Source organism: Streptomyces similanensis, assembly GCF_039543625.1.
Lineage (GTDB): Bacteria > Actinomycetota > Actinomycetes > Streptomycetales > Streptomycetaceae > Streptomyces > Streptomyces similanensis.
The window spans coordinates 1-16642 of record NZ_BAABKC010000143.1 but is presented as its reverse complement, the minus strand read 5'-3'; the positions used below and the strand labels follow the sequence as shown (position 1 = coordinate 16642).

Annotated in this window: 13 protein-coding genes; 8 read left to right on the top strand and 5 right to left on the bottom strand. The window is 74.7% G+C overall.

What is annotated here, in order from left to right:
- Positions 1-109 precede the first annotated feature (109 nt).
- Both ABEB07_RS37640 and ABEB07_RS37635 read right to left on the bottom strand, forming a co-directional pair.
- Positions 110-847 carry a response regulator transcription factor gene (locus ABEB07_RS37640; protein WP_164585053.1) on the bottom strand — a complete coding sequence of 246 codons (738 nt, stop codon included), beginning with the start codon at positions 845-847 and terminating at the stop codon, positions 110-112.
- A 122-nt stretch (positions 848-969) separates the two neighbouring features.
- Positions 970-1647, bottom strand: a complete 678-nt coding sequence (locus tag ABEB07_RS37635) for a spermidine synthase family protein (protein ID WP_345672549.1) — start codon at positions 1645-1647, stop codon at positions 970-972.
- Positions 1648-1865: 218 nt separating this feature from the next.
- Between ABEB07_RS37635 and ABEB07_RS37630 the strand changes: the two genes are divergently transcribed.
- Positions 1866-2735 carry a rhomboid-like protein gene (locus tag ABEB07_RS37630; protein WP_345672548.1) on the top strand — a complete coding sequence of 290 codons (870 nt, stop codon included), beginning with the start codon at positions 1866-1868 and terminating at the stop codon, positions 2733-2735.
- 188 nt (positions 2736-2923) lie between these two features.
- Positions 2924-5347 (top strand): endopeptidase La, encoded by a 2424-nt coding sequence (gene lon, locus ABEB07_RS37625; protein ID WP_345672546.1) that lies wholly within the window; start codon positions 2924-2926, stop codon positions 5345-5347.
- Positions 5348-5438: 91 nt separating this feature from the next.
- Here the strand turns inward: lon and ABEB07_RS37620 are convergent, their stop codons facing one another.
- Positions 5439-6257: a lysozyme gene (locus ABEB07_RS37620; protein WP_164585056.1), complete on the bottom strand. Its 819-nt coding sequence runs from the start codon at positions 6255-6257 to the stop codon at positions 5439-5441.
- Positions 6258-6537: 280 nt separating this feature from the next.
- On the opposite strand from ABEB07_RS37620, the gene ABEB07_RS37615 reads away from it, so the two are divergent.
- The gene (locus ABEB07_RS37615; RefSeq protein WP_164585057.1) at positions 6538-7029 is read left to right on the top strand and encodes a MarR family winged helix-turn-helix transcriptional regulator; all 492 of its coding nucleotides are present in this window, start codon (positions 6538-6540) and stop codon (positions 7027-7029) included.
- A 96-nt stretch (positions 7030-7125) separates the two neighbouring features.
- On the opposite strand, the gene ABEB07_RS37610 is transcribed toward ABEB07_RS37615, so the two are convergent.
- Complete coding sequence (locus ABEB07_RS37610) at positions 7126-7911, bottom strand: hypothetical protein (protein WP_345672544.1); 786 nt, start codon at positions 7909-7911, stop codon at positions 7126-7128.
- A gap of 402 nt (positions 7912-8313) precedes the next feature.
- Here ABEB07_RS37610 and ABEB07_RS37605 point away from each other — a divergent pair, with 402 nt between their 5' ends.
- The 5 genes from ABEB07_RS37605 to ABEB07_RS37585 all read left to right on the top strand — a co-directional run bounded on the left by ABEB07_RS37605 (position 8314) and on the right by ABEB07_RS37585 (position 14502).
- The gene (locus ABEB07_RS37605; RefSeq protein ID WP_345672543.1) at positions 8314-11550 is read left to right on the top strand and encodes a sensor histidine kinase; all 3237 of its coding nucleotides are present in this window, start codon (positions 8314-8316) and stop codon (positions 11548-11550) included.
- Entirely contained in the window at positions 11547-12047 is a 501-nt protein-coding gene (locus tag ABEB07_RS37600; RefSeq protein WP_164588667.1) for a roadblock/LC7 domain-containing protein, read from the top strand. The genes ABEB07_RS37605 and ABEB07_RS37600 overlap by 4 nt, the downstream gene beginning before the upstream one ends.
- The gene (locus ABEB07_RS37595; protein WP_345672542.1) at positions 12044-12490 is read left to right on the top strand and encodes a DUF742 domain-containing protein; all 447 of its coding nucleotides are present in this window, start codon (positions 12044-12046) and stop codon (positions 12488-12490) included. Before ABEB07_RS37600 ends, ABEB07_RS37595 begins: the two co-directional genes overlap by 4 nt.
- Entirely contained in the window at positions 12471-13118 is a 648-nt protein-coding gene (locus ABEB07_RS37590) for a GTP-binding protein (protein WP_164588668.1), read from the top strand. Before ABEB07_RS37595 ends, ABEB07_RS37590 begins: the two co-directional genes overlap by 20 nt.
- A gap of 118 nt (positions 13119-13236) precedes the next feature.
- Complete coding sequence (locus tag ABEB07_RS37585; protein WP_176150479.1) at positions 13237-14502, top strand: styrene monooxygenase/indole monooxygenase family protein; 1266 nt, start codon at positions 13237-13239, stop codon at positions 14500-14502.
- Here ABEB07_RS37585 and ABEB07_RS37580 read toward each other — a convergent pair.
- A complete protein-coding gene (locus ABEB07_RS37580) occupies positions 14463-15566 on the bottom strand; it encodes a C40 family peptidase (protein WP_345672550.1) in 1104 nt (367 codons plus the stop codon). The genes ABEB07_RS37585 and ABEB07_RS37580 overlap by 40 nt on opposite strands.
- Between the last annotated feature and the right edge of the window lie 1076 nt (positions 15567-16642).

Genomic DNA, 16642 nt, shown 5'->3' with positions numbered 1-16642 from the left:
TCAACGCGGCCGCCGCCGCGTACGCCGCCCCGTCCGCCGTCGTGGGGTTCGCGCCGCTCCCGGCGCGCGGACTCGCGCCGGACCCGCCGTGCGGCCGGCCGCCCCGCGCTCATGGGGTCGGCGTCTCCAGCGCGTAGCCCACGCCGTGCACCGTGCGGATCCGCTCGGCGCCGATCTTCCGGCGCAGCGCCTTGATGTGGCTGTCGACGGTCCGGGTGCCGGAGGCGTCCGCCCAGTCCCACACCTCGGCCAGCAGCTGCTCGCGGGAGAGCACCGCGCGCGGGGTGTTCGCCAGGCACACCAGCAGGTCGAACTCGGTGGGCGTGAGGTGCACGTCCTCGCTGCGCACCCGCACCCTGCGCTGCGCGTGGTCGATCTCCAGCTCGCCCAGGCGCAGGATGCCGCTGCGCGGCGTCGCGGCGGCCAGCGCGGCCCGCTCCATGCGGCGCAGCAGCACGTGCACCCGCGCCGCCAGCTCGCGCATCGAGAACGGCTTGGTCATGTAGTCGTCGGCGCCGACCCCGAGCCCGACCAGCATGTCGGTCTCGTCGTCGCGCGCGGTGAGCATCATCACCGGCACCGGCCGCTGCGCCTGCACCCGGCGGCAGACCTCCAGGCCGTCGAAGCCGGGCAGCATGATGTCGAGGATGAGCAGGTCGGGTTGCCATGCCTCGGCGGTGTCCACCGCGGCGGGACCGTCGGCCGCGGTCTGGACCAGGAATCCCTCGGCCCGCAGGCGGGTGGCGATGGCGTCCAGGATGGTCTGGTCGTCCTCGACCACCAGGACCCGGCGCTGTGCGCCCGGGCCCGCCGTCGTGCCGTTGTGCGCGGTGTGTGTCTGCTCCATCGCCCGCCCCTGAGGTGTGCTTCCGGAATCCGTGGGGTGATTCCTCGACTGCGCATGGTTGCGATTGACGCTTGAATGATCGGCGCCAGGGAAGCAGCGTACGGGGAGTCACCGTCGCATTGCTATCCAGGTCTTACGGCGAGATGCACGACGTCGGGAACGCCCCGGGCAACCGGGATCTCTTCGGTGCGCACCTGCTGGAATCCGACATTCCACAAGGTTCCTTCAAATTCCGGAGACGGCTGCGCGGACCATACGGCGAGCACTCCGCCGGGCCTCAACACCCGTACGCAGTCGGCGAGTCCGGAAGGGCGGTAGAGGTCCTGATTGCCCTCCGTGACGGTCCAGTCGGGGCCGTTGTCGATGTCGAGGCAGAGCGCGTCGAACGTGTCCGATGTCTCATTGACGTACGTGAGCAGATCGGCTCCGACGACGGCGGTGCGCGGGTCGGCGAGCGCCCGCGCGGTCAGTTCCGACAGCGGGCCGGCGCGGTGCCAGTCGACGATCGCGCGCTCCCGTTCGACCACGGTGATCGGGCCCCAGCGCGGGTCGGCCGTGGCGTGCGCGAGCGAGAAGCCGACGCCGAGGCCGCCGATCAGCAGGCGCGGCGCCGGGCGGTCGTCCAGGGCGGCGAGGGCGGCGTCGATCAGCAGCCGCTCGGAGCGGCCGTCGGAGGTGTCCATCAGGAAGCAGCCGTTGGCGATGATCTGCAGCAGCGCTCCGTGCCGGCGCAGCACGACCTCGCCGTAGGGGCCCTCGCGGCGGTCCAGCACCACAGGAGTCTCGTACGAGGCGGTCATGGGGCTCATCCTGCCCCAACGCGGGCGGGCCGCGGCATGAATTACGGGTGACGCTGGGTGAGTTCCGCTGCGCGGGCCGGTGGTTCGGCGACCGGCCGCGTCCGTTCGGGCCGCGCGCGGCGATGAGGTTCCTGTGAATCGGCCCCCGGGTGGCGCGGGTCACAGACAGGGGTGCGTACGGTGCGAAGGGTTGGGGTCTTGACGGAAGGAGCCCCACCGTGGAGCGGACCGCCCCGGACGAGGCCGCGACCTCGCCTGGCCTGAACGGCGTGCCGCGGCAGCGGCCCGGGCGGGAGCACACCGGTGCCGTACCGGAGGCCGCGTCCGTCGTCGCCGTACCGGACGCCGCGTCCCTCGTCGCCGTACCGGACGAGGCGCCCGCCGTCGTCGCCGTGCCGGACGGCGCGTTCGTCGGCGCCGGCCGGGCGGGGGTCCGTGCGGTGCTCCGAGGCGCGCGCCGCTGGAGGCCGCGGCTCTCGCGGTTGCTGCCCACCCCCGCCGCGACCCCCTTCACCTTCGTCTACGGAGCGGTGCTCGTCCTCACCTCGCTCGCCGCCCGGTACGCGAGCCCCGCCGTGATGGACGCCGTGTACCGGAGCTCCAGCACGGACGTCGCCCATCTCGTGAAGACGCCGGTGCCGGTGCTGGCGGGCAGCGCGCTGTGGATAGCGGGCGGGATCGCCTCGCCGTACTCCCTGTGCTTCCTGCTGGTCCTCACCGGTCTGGAGCGGCGGGCGGGGACGCTGCGCGCGGCCGGTGTCTTCCTGGCCGGGCACGTGCTGGCCACCCTCGCCACCGAGGTGCCCGTCGGGCTCGCGGTGCTGGCGGGCGACCTGCCCGACAGTTCGCTGCACCGGCTCGACTACGGCATCAGCTTCGGCGTCGCCGCCAGTCTCGGCGCCCTCGCGGGGCTGCTGCGGCCCTGGCCGCGCTGGATCCTGCTCGCGGGGTTCGCCGGGGCGGCGCTGTCGGACCTGCTCACCTTCGCCGATCCGATGACGAGCGCGGGGCACCTCGTCGCCGTGACGCTCGGCGTCGCGAGCTGGCCGGTGGTACGCGGTCGGCGCGGAGGCGGGGCGGACGGCTGAGGGTGCGCGCGGGGGAGGGCGGGGCGGCTGACGGAGCGTCGTCCCCGCGCCCGTCGCGCCCCCCTCCCACCTGCTGTTTCCGCTCCGTCCCTGCCTGATCGCTCACAGCGAACAAGCGGCCGGGAACAATCGAGGCCGCCCCGGGCATTGAGTCGGCATAACTCAACTTGACTGCCTAAGGGGAGATCATGGCTGCTGAGTCCATGCCGTTCACGCCGATCGTCCTGCCCGTGCTGCCCCTCGACGACGAGGTCGTGCTGCCGGGGATGGTGGTCCCGCTGGATCTGAGCGACCCGGAGGTGCGCGCCGCGGTCGAGGCCGCGCAGGCCGCCGCCCGGGACGAGCCCGGCAAGCCGCGGGTGCTGCTGGTGCCCCGGATCGAGGGGACGTACGCGAAGACCGGCGTGCTGGGCACCGTCGAGCAGGTCGGACGGCTCGCCGACGGCGACCCCGGCGCGCTGATCCGCGGTCGCGGCCGGGTCAGGATCGGCGCCGGGACCACCGGGCCGGGCGCGGCCCTGTGGGTCGAGGGCACGCGGATCGACGAGAACGCGCCCGAGCCCCCGTCGGGGCAGGTCGCCGAACTCATGAAGGAGTACAAGGCCCTCGCCACCGCCTGGCTGCGCAAGCGCGGCGCCTGGCAGGTGGTCGACCGGGTCCAGGCCATCGACGACGTCTCCGCGCTCGCCGACAACTCCGGCTACTCGCCGTTCCTGACCACCGACCAGAAGGTCGAGCTGCTGGAGACCGCGGACCCGGTGGCCCGGCTGCGGCTCGCCACCCGCCACCTGCGCGACCACCTCGCCGAGCAGGACGTCGCCGAGACCATCGCCAAGGACGTCCAGGAGGGCGTCGACAAGCAGCAGCGCGAGTTCCTGCTGCGCCGCCAGCTCGAAGCCGTCCGCAAGGAGCTGCGCGACCTGAACGGCGAGAGCGAGGGCGAGGAGTCCGACGACTACCGCGCCCGCGTCGAGGCCGCCGACCTGCCCGAGAAGGTCCGCGAGGCCGCCCTCAAGGAGGTCGACAAGCTGGAGCGCGCCTCCGAGCAGTCGCCCGAGGGCTCCTGGATCCGCACCTGGCTCGACACCGTCCTGGAGCTGCCGTGGAACGAGCGCACCGAGGACGCCTACGACATCCAGGGCGCCAAGGCGGTGCTGGACGCCGAGCACTCCGGTCTTGAGGACGTGAAGGAGCGCATCACCGAGTACCTGGCGGTGCGCAAGCGGCGCGGTGAGCGCGGCCTCGGCGTGATCGGCGGCCGCCGCGGCGGCGCGGTGCTCGCCCTGGTCGGCCCGCCCGGCGTCGGAAAGACGTCGCTCGGCGAGTCCGTCGCCCACGCCATGGGCCGCAAGTTCGTCCGGGTCGCCCTCGGCGGCGTCCGCGACGAGGCCGAGGTGCGCGGCCACCGGCGCACGTACGTCGGCGCGCTGCCCGGCCGGATCGTGCGGGCCGTCAAGGAGGCCGGGTCGATGAACCCGGTGGTCCTGCTGGACGAGATCGACAAGGTGGGCTCCGACTTCCGCGGCGACCCGGCCGCGGCCCTGCTCGAAGTCCTCGACCCGGCGCAGAACCACACCTTCCGCGACCACTACCTGGAAGTCGAGCTGGACCTGTCCGACGTGGTCTTCCTGGCCACCGCCAACGTCCTGGAGGCCATCCCGGAGGCGCTGGCGGACCGGATGGAGATCGTGCGGCTCGACGGCTACACCGAGGACGAGAAGGTCGTCATCGCCCGCGACCACCTGCTGCCGCGCCAGCTGGAGCGGGCCGGTCTGCGCGCGGACGAGGTCGCTCTCGACGAGGGCGCGCTGCGCCGGCTGGCGGGCGAGTACACCCGGGAAGCGGGCGTACGCACCCTGGAGCGCTCCATCGCGCGGCTGCTGCGCAAGATCGCGGCCCAGCACGAGCTGGGGGAGCGGGAGCTGCCGTTCACCGTCACCGACGGCGATCTGCGCGCGCTGATCGGCCGCCCGCACCACGTGCCGGAGTCCGCGCAGGACCCGGCCGAGCGCCGCACGGCCGTGCCCGGCGTGGCGACCGGCCTGGCGGTCACCGGGGCCGGCGGCGACGTGCTCTACGTCGAGGCGTCGCTGGCCGATCCGGAGACCGGCGCCGCGGGTCTGACGCTGACCGGTCAGCTGGGCGACGTGATGAAGGAGTCCGCGCGGATCGCGCTGAGCTTCCTGCGCAGTCACGGCGCCGAACTGGAGCTGCCGGTGGGCGATCTGAAGGACCGGGGCGTGCACATCCACTTCCCGGCGGGCGCGGTCCCCAAGGACGGCCCGAGCGCGGGCGTGACGATGACGACCGCGCTGGCCTCGCTGCTGTCCGGGCGGCTGGTGCGCACGGACGTGGCGATGACCGGCGAGGTGTCGCTCACCGGGCGGGTGCTGCCCATCGGCGGCGTCAAGCAGAAGCTGCTGGCCGCCCATCGCGCCGGGGTGCGCACCGTGATCATCCCCAAGCGCAACGAGGCCGACCTGGACGACGTCCCGGCTCAGGTGCTGGACAAGCTCGACGTCCACGCCGTCACCGACGTCCGCCAGGTCCTGGAACTGGCCCTCGCGCCGGCCGTGAACGGTGCGGAGACCGGGGTTCCGGCGGCGGCGTGACGGACGCCGCCGGAGAACGAAGGCCCGGGTCCCCCGAAGGGGCCCGGGCCCTCACCGCGCGCGGCGGCTGCGCGGAGTCGAAGAACCACGGCTAGCCGTTGGCGAGTGCCTGCACCCGGTCCAGGGCTCCGTTGAACTTGTCGTGGTCGCCGACGGTCGGGCCGGACGAGGTGTACTGCCACATCGTCTGGTAGCCCCAGCCGGCCGGCAGCGTGCCCACGGTGGAGTCGTAGCGGGCGATCCACAGCGGGTTGTTGGCGGCGAAGCCGCCGTAGTTGCCGGTGCACTGGGTCCACCAGCTGGTGGCCGTGTAGATGACGGCGTCGCGGCCGGTGCGGGCCTTGTAGGTGTTCAGGAAGTCGGCGATCCAGCTGACCATCGCGCTCGCGGACTTGCCGTAGCAGGCGGCGCCGTAGGGGTTCCACTCGATGTCGAGGGCCCCCGGCAGGGTCTTGCCGTCCTTGGACCAGCCGCCGCCGTGGTCCACGAAGTAGTTGGCCTGGGTGGCGCCGCTGGTGGTGTCCGGGGTCGCGAAGTGGTACGAGCCGCGGATCATGCCGACGTTGTACGAGCCGTTGTACTGCTGCGTGAAGTAGGGGTTCGTGTAGTACGTCCCCTCGCTCGCCTTGGTGTAGGCCCACCTCACGCCGCTGCTCCAGAGGGTGGACCAGGCGACGTTGCCCTGGTAGCCGGCGACGTCGACGCCCTCGGTCTGGGCGGCCTTGTCGGTCGTGGGCGTGCCCTTCTGACCGTCGTGGGCGAGGACGCCCATGCCCATGTAGGCGGAGCCGCGGGCGGGCGTCGTGGTGGCCGAGGAAGGCGCCGTGAGGAGGAAGGAGAACGCTGCGAGCAGGACTCCCGCCGCGGTCAGCCGCCGGGCGCGGGCCGTTCCGGATCTGTGCACGGGCATGACGTGCCTCCGAAAGTTCGGTGGTGCTCGGTGGGGGAAAACGCGGGCATCGCCCACGGTCGCACGGGGGGAGAGCGGATCAGGGGAGACCCGCCGACAGTGTGCTGGCGTGAGCATGCCATTTATGTTCTGGAGAAGAAGCTACGCACGTAGACCCATGGCTGGGAAGGGGGTCCGGGGGCCGCCGTTGGTCTACGCCTGCGGAATACTGACGGAGCTGCGGCGATGGCGGCGGTTGGCGGAAACTTTCAGGACCGGGAAACTTCAGGCAGGGGCTGACGTGCACGAAGACGCGAACAGCGAAGTACACGCGGATGAACCGGGCTCGTCGCCCAGTGGTGCAGACCTGCCGTTCCTCGCCCTGGAGCGGGAACTGACCCTGCTGCTGCGCCGGGCGCGGGCCAGCCAGGGCGAGATGGCCCGCGAGGTCCACCCCGAACTGGAGTCCTCCGCGTACGGGCTGCTGGCCCGGCTGGACGAGTGCGGCGGCCAGCGCGCCACGGCGCTCGCCGCGTACATCGGCGTCGGCAAGGCCACCATGTCCCGCCAGCTGCGCGCCCTGGAGGAGCTGGGGCTCGTCGCCCGCGAGCCCGACCCCGCCGACGGGCGCGCCTGGCTGGTCGCCCTCACCGCCGACGGCCGCCGCCGGGTCGGCCAGGTGCGCGAGGCGCGCCGCGCCCGCTACGTCCGCCAGCTCACCCACTGGGACCGCCGCGAGGTGGCCGAACTGGCCCGCCTGCTGCACGAGTTGAACGGCGTCATGGACAAGTAACCGCACGTGCGGGGGGACGGGCGGGGCGAGGGTGGAGCAGCGCCCGGCCGTCCCTCGCTCGTCCCTCGCCGCCCGCCGGCGTCGGCGGCCCCGCGCTCACAGTTCCGCGAAGACCACCGTCGCGTCGTCGTGCGTCTTGCTCCGGCCGAGGTGCGTCCGGGTCTCCCGGTCGGCCTCCTCCATCGCCCGGACGCGGTCCACCAGGCCCCGCGCCCCCTCCTTGCGGACCAGGCCCAGGCACTGCGCCCAGTCGCCCTCGCCGAACGTCTCCACCCAGCGCGCCGCCCCGTCGGTCAGCGCGGCCAGGGCGCGCACCCGCTCGCGCGGCGCCGAGCCGGTCACCGCCCGGTCCGCGACCGAGGGGTCCGCCGCCGCGGTGAAGAAGCCGCCCTCCTTGTTGCGCAGGGTGGCGTCGATCAGCTCGTCGGTGGCGAGCAGGGTGCGGGGCAGCCGGGCCAGCCGGTCGTCCAGGACGGGCAGGACCGAGCCGTCGGCGGTCTCCAGCAGGAGCGCCGAGTCGGACAGGACCAGATGGTCGACCGCGTCGGCGGACCAGCGGACGAGCACTGCGGTTGCCTGCGGCGTGCGCGGGTGAGAAAGGTCACAGGTGATCGCGTGCGCCCCGGCGGTCCGGGCGATCGCCTTCGAAAGAATCTCCGCCAGCGTCAGATCTGGGCAGGAAACGGTCAGTTCGGTCAGCGCGCCACCGAGCCGGGCGGTGAACCAGGAGACCGAATGCAGACACCCGGTCTCCCGCGGCGGCGTCACCCCGTCCAGGACGACGAGACAGCCGCCCCGCCCGGAGGCGGGCAGCGCGACGGCGGCGAAGTCCTCGTTGGGCCGCTCCCGGCGGCCGGGCTCGGAAACAACCTCAGTACGCATCCGGCCAGTCTGCACCAGCCCTTCACATGGCCCGCCAAAAGCTGGCAACCACCTGGGAAACAACGCGGCACTGCAGGTCAGACGCCCTTTTTGAGAGGTATTGCCAGACTCTGGGGAGGCGTGGCGGCGAATCCTGCCAAAGCCTGTCGCAGACGTCCAACCGGCCCACCGGAAAGGCCCCCGGCACGGGCCGGAGGAACTTGCCCGCCAACTCCCCTCCGATGTTCACTCCTTCGGGTGGCCGGTCGGACGATGCGGGCCCACTGCCCACCGGCACTGGGAGGGTCGGAAACCGACGCAGGTCCCCCGCACGCGCGACAGCGCAGGCCGGGGAGGGTGCCGCGCACCCGTCGCACCAGCTGACGGAGCGCCACCCGGGCCCTTGAGTACACGAGTACAGGAATGCGAGCACCGGTGCAGAAGAAGCGGCCTCGGCGCCCAGGCAAGCAGACGGCCACCGCCGGCGGACCCGCGCAGCCGCCCGGCACGCCCCCCGCGGCCGTTGCGCCCGCCGCCGTCCCCACGCCCGCCGCCGTCCCCGCGCCCCCCGCCGTCCCGGTCGGCAAGGGCCGCCCCACCCACGTGCGCAACCGCCTCATCGCCGCGGTCGCCGTCGTGACCGCCGCCGTCGCCGCGGCCGGCGCGCCCTCCGTGATCACCGCCTCCGGACAGCTGAGCGACTCCCAGGACCTGGTCGCCCTCGCCGAGCGGACCCAGGACGCCCTGGCCCTGGCCCACTCGCTCGCCGACGAACGCGACGAGGTCACCTCCTACGTCGCCGCCGGCCGCCCCCGGTCCAAGGCGCCCTCCGAGCAGCGCAGCACCCGCGTGGACCGCCAGGTCGACGAGGCGCGCGGCGACGCCGACACCCCCGCCTGGCTGCGCGCCGACCTCGACGGCATCGCCACCGTGCGCCGCTCGGCGCTCACCGGGCAGAGCAGCGCCCTCCAGGTCCACCAGGCGTACTCCGCCACCATCGCCGAACTGCACCGGCTGGCCGAACAGCTGGCCGAGCGGATGCCCTCGCGGGCCGGTTCCGGGGCGCACGCGCTCGCCGAACTCGACACCGCCGTCCAGCAGGCCGCCGCCGCCCGCGGACTGCTGCTGGCCGCCCTGAACGTGCCGTACTCCTCGCGCACCGTCTACGACCCCCTCACCGGACAGAACACGCGGGAGAACACCTCCTCGGAGGCCGACGCCAAGCAGCGCGACGCCCTCAGCGCCGCCGCCCAGCAGGCCCGCTTCCGCTCGGACGCGGCCCTCGCCGAGTTCCGCGGCACCGCCCCCGACGCGGCCCGTGACTCCTACGACTCCACGGTCACCGGCGCCGAGGCGAAGACCGCCGACGACTACCTCAAGAAGCTCACCGCGCAGCCGGCGCTCTCCGACGACGACCTGAACACCAGCGTCAAGAAGGCGGACGCCGCGCTCAGCGCCCGCGTCGACCTGATGCGCGGCGCGGAGTCCTCCCTCTACGACCACCGCACCAAGGACCTCGCGGCCCTGCGCGACGACGACGTCACCGCGCTGGAGATCCGCGTCGCCCTGCTCGGCGCGCTGCTGCTGCTCACCCTCGGCATCGCCACCGGCCTCGCCCGCACCCTCACCCGGCCGCTCGCCGTGCTCCGGCTCGGCTCGGCCCGGCTGGCCGGCGCCGAGGACGCGGGCGCCGAGGAGGCGATCCGCTTCACCGGCCGCGACGACGAGTTCGCCCAGGTCGTCCGCTCCGTCAACACCCTGCACGCCCGGGCCGCCGCCGTCGCCGAACGGCTCGCCACCCTGGAGACCGACCGCAAGCACCTGATCGGCCAGCGGCAGAAGATGGCCGACGCCCGCGAGGAGCTGCGCGCCGAACTCGACGCCGCCACCACCCAGCTGGAGCGGCTGCGCACCGGCATCGGCTCCACCTTCGTCAACCTCGCGCTGCGCACCCTCGCCCTGGTGGAGCGCCAGCTCGCCGTCATCGAGGGCCTGGAGGACCGCGAGCAGGACCCCGACCGGCTCGCCACCCTCTTCAAGCTCGACCACTTCGCCACGGTCATGCGCCGGCACAGCGAGAACCTGCTGGTGCTGGCCGGCGCCGAGCACGTCCAGCAGCACGCCGGACCGGTGCCGCTGGTGGACGTGGTGCGGGCCGCGGTCAGCGACATCGAGCGCTACGAGCGGGTGCGCATCGCGGCGCTGCCGCCGCACGCGCACGTGGCCGGGTTCGCCGCCGACGACCTCTCCCACCTGCTGGCCGAACTCATGGAGAACGCCACCTCGTTCTCCCCGCCCGACCAGCCGGTCGAGGTCTGCGGCTGGCTCCTGGAGAACGGCGAGATCATGCTCTCCGTCCAGGACGAGGGCATCGGCATGGCCGCGGAGCGGCTCACCCGCCTCAACGCCCGCCTCGCCGACTTCGACCCCGCGGCCGCCCACGACCACGAGGGCGAGGACGGCCTCGGCCTCGGCCTGTACGTGGTGGCCCGCCTCGCCCACCGGCACGGCGCCCGGGTGCGGCTGCGCGAGCAGAAGCAGGGCGGGATCGCGGCGGTCGTCGTCGTGCCCCAGCCGCTGCTGGTCGCCGCGCTGGCCGCCGAGGCCGCGGCCGCCGGCCCGGCCGCCGCCGGCGCCACCGGGACGGTCTCGCTGCCCGGCGCGGACGCCGAGGCCAACTCCAACGTGCTGCCCGTCCGCGCCGCGGCCGGCGACCCGCTCGTCCGCCAGGCCGAACAGGCGGTACGGCGCTCGGAGGCGGCGGCGAACGCGCCGGCCCCGGCGGCCCCCGCCGCCGACCCTCCCGCACCCGGGTCAGAGTCCCCGGCCGGCGCCCCCGCGCCCGGGAAGGCACCGGCCCCCGCGCCCGCGAAGTCCCCGGCCGGCGTGCCCGCGGAGTCCCCCGCGGAGACGACGATGGAACTCTTCCTCCCGTCGCCGTCGCCGTCGCCGTCGCCGCAGCCGTCTCCGTCCCCGGCCTCCTCCCCGCAGCCGTCCCCGTCTCCCGCCCCGGAGCCGGACGGCACCGGACCCCGGCCCGCCGCCGAGGCGTTCCCCGCGCAGCCGCACCCCGTGGACGACCACGCCGGGTCCGGGACGGGCCCGACGGCCGGCGCGGCCCCCGGGCGGACGGAGGGAGACCCCGCGACGGCCTCCCCGCAGGCGCGCCCCGCGCCCGAGGCGTTGCCCGCGAGGCCGCGCCCCGCGGGCGACGGCACCGCGACCGGGCCGCACCCCGAGGGCGACCAGAGCGGGTCCCGGACGGACCCCGCGCCCGACGGCGGCGTATCCGCACCGCACCCTGCACCGCACCCCGCGCCGCACGCCGCCGCGCACAGGCTTTCGGCCGACGGCGGAGCCGACGCCGCCGACGTGCACGAACGCGCCGAGGACGACCAGCTCACCGCCAAGGGTCTGCCCAAGCGCACCCCCAGAATCAGCACCCCCACCCAGGCGCCGCGCCAGCGCACCGGCTCCGTGGACGCCGACGCGCTGCGCCGCCGCCTGGGCGGATTCCGCAAGGGCGCGCAGGCCGGCCACCGGGACGTACAGGCGGAGATCGCCGAACGGACGGGCCAGAACCGGCGGCCGGACCCGGCAGCCACCCGCGCACACGCCGAGGAATCCACGGGGGGCACCGTCGAGGAGGCAAGCAGTTGACCGCTCCCAGCACCTTCGGACTGAGCCGAGAGGCCCGCAACCTGCACTGGCTGCTGACCAACCTCGTCGAGGAGGTCCCCGGCATCGCATCGGTCGCCGTGGTCTCCTCCGACGGCCTCCTGCTGCTCTCCTCCGACCAGGACCGCAACGAGGCGGCCCGCACGGCCCCCGGCGCGCCCCGGGGCCCGCGCGGCTCCGCCGCCGACCTCGCCACCGTCGTCTCCGGCATCGGCAGCCTCACCGTGGGCGCGGCCCGGCTGATGGACGGCGGCGCGGTCCGGCACACGATGGTCGCGATGGACGAGGGCAGCCTGTTCGTCATGTCGATCAGCGACGGTTCGCTGCTCGGCGTGCACGGCTCGGCGGAGTGCGACATGAGCGTGGTGGCGTACCACATGGCGCTCTTCGTCGGCCGCGCCGGACACGTCCTGACGCCCGAACTCCGCAGCGAGCTGCGGAAGTCACTGGAGTCCGAGTCGGCCGGGAGCCTTCGATGAGCCATGCCATGAGCGGTCCGCTGGGCGGCGTGCCCAAACAGCAGCTCCCGGTGCGCGGCGGCGACCGCAGGCCCGCCCGGGTCCGCCCCTACTCCCTCACCGGCGGCCGCACCCGCTTCGGCCACGTCCTCCTGGTGGAGACGTTCGTGGCGAGCACGGCCGCGCTGGAGGCCGGGGAGGAGCGCCGGGAGCTGGACAACGGTTCGCTCACCACCCGGGTGATGCCCGAGATGCGGGCCATCGTCGAACTGTGCCGCCGGATGCGGACGGTGGCCGAGATCGCCGCGCTGCTGAAGATGCCGCTCGGTGTGGTCCGCGTGCTCCTGAGCGACCTCGCGGACCAGGGAAAGATCCGTGTGTACGGAACCGGAACCGGTCACGGCACCGGCCGTCCGGACCGCGCTCTGCTGGAAAGGGTGCTGAGTGGACTCCGCCGTCTCTGACGCCGCCGCCTTCGCGACCGGCGTCTCCCCGCTCGACGAAACCGACGAGACGCTGCGGCCCTGGCAGACGGACCGCACCCGCGCCCCGATCGCCACGAAGATAGTGGTGGCGGGCGGCTTCGGCGTGGGCAAGACCACGCTGGTCACCACCGTCTCGGAGATCACGCCCCTCCAGACGGAGGCGCTGATGACCGAGGCCAGCGCCGACACCGACGACCTCACCGCCACCCCCGGCAAGGTCACCACCACCGTCGCCATGGACTTCGGGCGGATCACGCTCGACGACGACCTGGTGCTGTACCTGTTCGGCACGCCCGGCCAGCAGCGGTTCTGGTTCATGTGGGACGACCTGGTGCGCGGCGCGATAGGCGCCGTCGTCCTGGCCGACACCCGCCGGCTGAAGGACTGCTTCCCGGCCCTGGACTACTTCGAGAGCTGCGGACTGCCGTACGTCGTCGCGGTCAACCACTTCGACGACACCGAGCTGTTCGAGCCGGACGACGTCCGGGAGGCGCTCACGATCCCGGCCCACATACCTGTCATGATCATGGACGCGCGGCACCGGATCTCGGCCATCGAGACGCTGCTGGCCCTGGTGGCCCACGCGCTCGAAGAGACCCCCGAGTAGTCCGCGGTCCCCGAGCCGTCCCGGCCCCGAGCCGTCCCGGCCCCCGAGTAGTCGCCGGCCCCCCGGCAGTCCGTTCCGGTGCGCGCGCCGTTCCCAAGCCGTAGGAGATACCACCCGCATGCGCAAGATACTCGTCGTGGGGGCCGGCCAGTCCGGTCTCCAGCTCGCCCTCGGCCTCCAGTCGCACGGCTACGAGGTCACCCTGATGTCCAACCGGACCGCCGACGAGATCCGCTCCGGCCGGGTCATGTCGACGCAGTGCATGTTCCACACCGCGCTCCAGCACGAGCGGGACCTCCAGATCAACTTCTGGGAGTCCCAGGCCCCGAGGATCGAGGGACTCGGCGTCTCCGTCGCCGCCCCCGGCTCCTTCGACCCGGGCCCCTCACAGCGCGCGATCGACTGGGTGGGCCGGCTCGACGGGTACGCGCAGTCGGTCGACCAGCGGGTCAAGATGGCCGGCTGGACGGAGACGTTCGCGCAGCGCGGCGGCCAGCTCGTCGTGCACGGCGCGGCCGTCGGCGACCTCGACTACTTCTCCCGCGCCTACGACCTCGTCCTGGTCTCGGCCGGCAAGGGCGAACTCGTCTCGATGTTCGAGCGGGACGCCGAGCGCTCCCCGTACAGCGAGCCGCAGCGCGCGCTGGCGGTGGCGTACGTGCACGGTCTCGGCCCGCGCCCCGAGCACCCGGAGTTCGACGCGGTCCGCTGCAACATCGTGCCCGGCGTCGGCGAGCTGTTCGTCATGCCGACGTACACGCTCTCCGGCCGCGCCGACATCCTGTTCTGGGAGGGCGTGCCCGGCGGTCCGCTCGACGCCTTCCAGGGCGTCAAGGACCCGGCCGAGCACCTGGCGCTCACGCTCGACCTGATGAAGACCTTCCTGCCGTGGGAGTACGCGCGGGCCACGCGCGTCGAGCTGACGGACGCCGGCGGCACGCTCGCCGGCCGTTACGCCCCGACCGTGCGCAAGCCGATCGGCCGGCTGCCCGGCGGCGGCCTCGTCCTGGGCGTCGCGGACGTCGTCGTCGCCAACGACCCGATCACCGGCCAGGGTTCCAACTCGGCGGCCAAGTGCGCCGCCGCCTACCTCGCCTCGATCCTGGAGCGCGGCGACCAGCCGTTCGACGAGGAGTGGATGGGGCAGACGTTCGACCGCTACTGGAACACCGCGCGGCACGTCACCAAGTGGACGAACGCCATGCTCGCGCCGCCGCCGGAGCACGTGCTCAACCTGCTCGGCGCCGCCGGCCAGTTGCAGCCGGTCGCCGACCGCTTCGCCAACGGCTTCGACGACCCGGCCGACTTCGAGAACTTCTTCTTCGACCCGGCGAAGTCCGAGGCCTACCTCGGCGAGGTCGCCGCCGCCGGCTCCGCCGCGTAGAGCCCCGCGTCCGGCCCGTCCAGGGCGCCGGCGGGCAGCGCCGGCGGCACGTACCGCGGCAGGGGCCGCCCGCCCGGGTCGGGCCGTACGGCGCCCAGCACCGGGTTGGCGGCCAGCGGCGACACCTTCACCGTGGCGCCGGGCCGGGGCGCCTGCACGACCATGCCGTCGCCGAGGTAGAGCGCCACGTGCGTGGCCTCGGGGAAGTAGACCACCAGGTCGCCCGGGCGCAGCTCGCTGAGCGGCACCCGCTTCAGGTGCGCCCACTGCTCCTGGCTGGTGCGCGGGATCGCGGTCCCGGCCCGCGCCCACGCCTGCGAGGTCAGCCCCGAGCAGTCGTACGCCTGCGGGCCCGCGGCGCCCCACTGGTACGGCTTGCCGAGCTGGCGCACCGCGTAGCGCACGGCCTCCTCGCCCTCGGCGGTGGGCGGCTGCCCGGCGCCGAGCGCGCCGGAGGCGAGGAACCCGCGCTGCGCCTCGACGATCCCGCCGCGCTCGAACGCGGCGAGCGCGGTCAGCTGCTGGGCGCTGAGCGAGGCCAGCAGCTTCTCCACCGCGGCCAGCCGCGCGCGTACGTCGTCCCGGGCGCGCTGCTGCCGCCGGGCGAGGGCGAGCCGGGCGTCGAGCGCCGCGTGCGCCTGGCGGGCGAGGGCGGCGGCGCGCCGCTCGTCGCCGGTCAGCCGGGTCACCGTTTCGGCCCGCTCGCGGGCGATCTGCCCGACGACGTGGCCCTGTTGCAGCGCGTGCTGCGGGTCGCGGGCCAGCAGCAGACGCAGGTACGGCGACAGGTCGTCGCCGTCCTGGTACTGCTGCCTCGCGAGCCGCCCGGCCGCCGCCCGGCTCGCGGCCACCGCCTCGCGCGCCCGCGCGAGCGCCGCGTCCACCCGCGCGACCTCGGCCCGCTGCCGCCCCAGCGCGACTCCGGCCGCGTCGTAACTCTCGGTGGCCCGCTCGGCCTCCCGGTACAACAGCCCCAGCCGCCCCAGCAACTCCGCCACGGACCCACTCGCCGGCCCAGCGGGCCCCCGCGCCTCGGGCTGCGCGCCCCGACGACCGGACGACAGCTCTCCGAGTCCACCCGGCCCGCCGGCGGGCCCCGCACCCACGACCAGCGGCCCCCGGGACGCGACCGACCCCGCCGAGGGCGAGGGTTGCCCGGCGAGCGCGCTCGGCGCGGAGGGCGGTCCCGTGGGGGTCGGCGCTTCGGCCCTGAGGGGCTGCTCGGAGGCGGTCGGCCGCGCGGGTGCGTGTCGGATATCCGGCGCGGTGGACTGTCTCGCGGGAGGCGGCGTCCCCACCTCGGGAGTCCGCCCGGCGGTGGTCGGCGTCCCCACCTCGGGAGTCCGCCCGGCGGTGGTCGGCGCCCCTGCCCCGGGAGTCCGCCCGGCGGTGGTCGGCGTCCCCACCTCGGGAGTCCGCCCGGCGGTGGTCGGCGTCCCTGCCCCGGGAGTCCGCTCGGCGGCGGTCGGCCGCACGGGCGTGTGTCGCGCGTTCGGCGCGGTGGGCTGCCCCGTCGGGGCCGGTGCCGCTGCCCCGGGGGGCCGTCCGGCAGCGCCCCGGCCCTGCGGCCCACCGGCGGCAGGCCCTACGGAGGCGGCGGGCCGCCCGGCGTCGGCCGGAGCCGGGGCGGACCGCGCACCAGGCGCGGGGGCCGGCGCGGCGGTACCCCGTGGCCTACGGGGGGCCTGCGTGCCGGCCGCTGGCGCCCCTGCCTGCGCGGAGAGCCTCGCGCCGCCGGAGGGCCGGCCGCTCGCCGGTGGCGCGGTGCCGGCCTGGCGCTCGGCCGCGGGCGGTGCCGAAGTGGCCACGCGCGGGCCGTCCGTGGTCTCCCGCCCGGCGGGCGACCGGCCGCCGTGCGAGGACTGCCTGCTTCCTGCGGTGACCGGCGGCGTCGGCGCGGACTGTGCCCCTGGCGTGGGGAACTTCTCGGCGAGGGAGTGTCGGCCGCTCACCGGTGGCGCGCCGGGGGCTCGGTGCCCGGCCGCAGGCAGTGCCCCGGCCGTCGGCGCCGGGCGCGCCTCCGGCGCGGAGGGCGGCCCGCCGGCGAGCGGGACGCCTGCCCGCGGCGGTGCGGCGGGGCGTTGTCCGGCCGGAGGCCGTGCCGCGACGGTCGCTCGTGGGGCGGCCGGGAGCCGCTGCC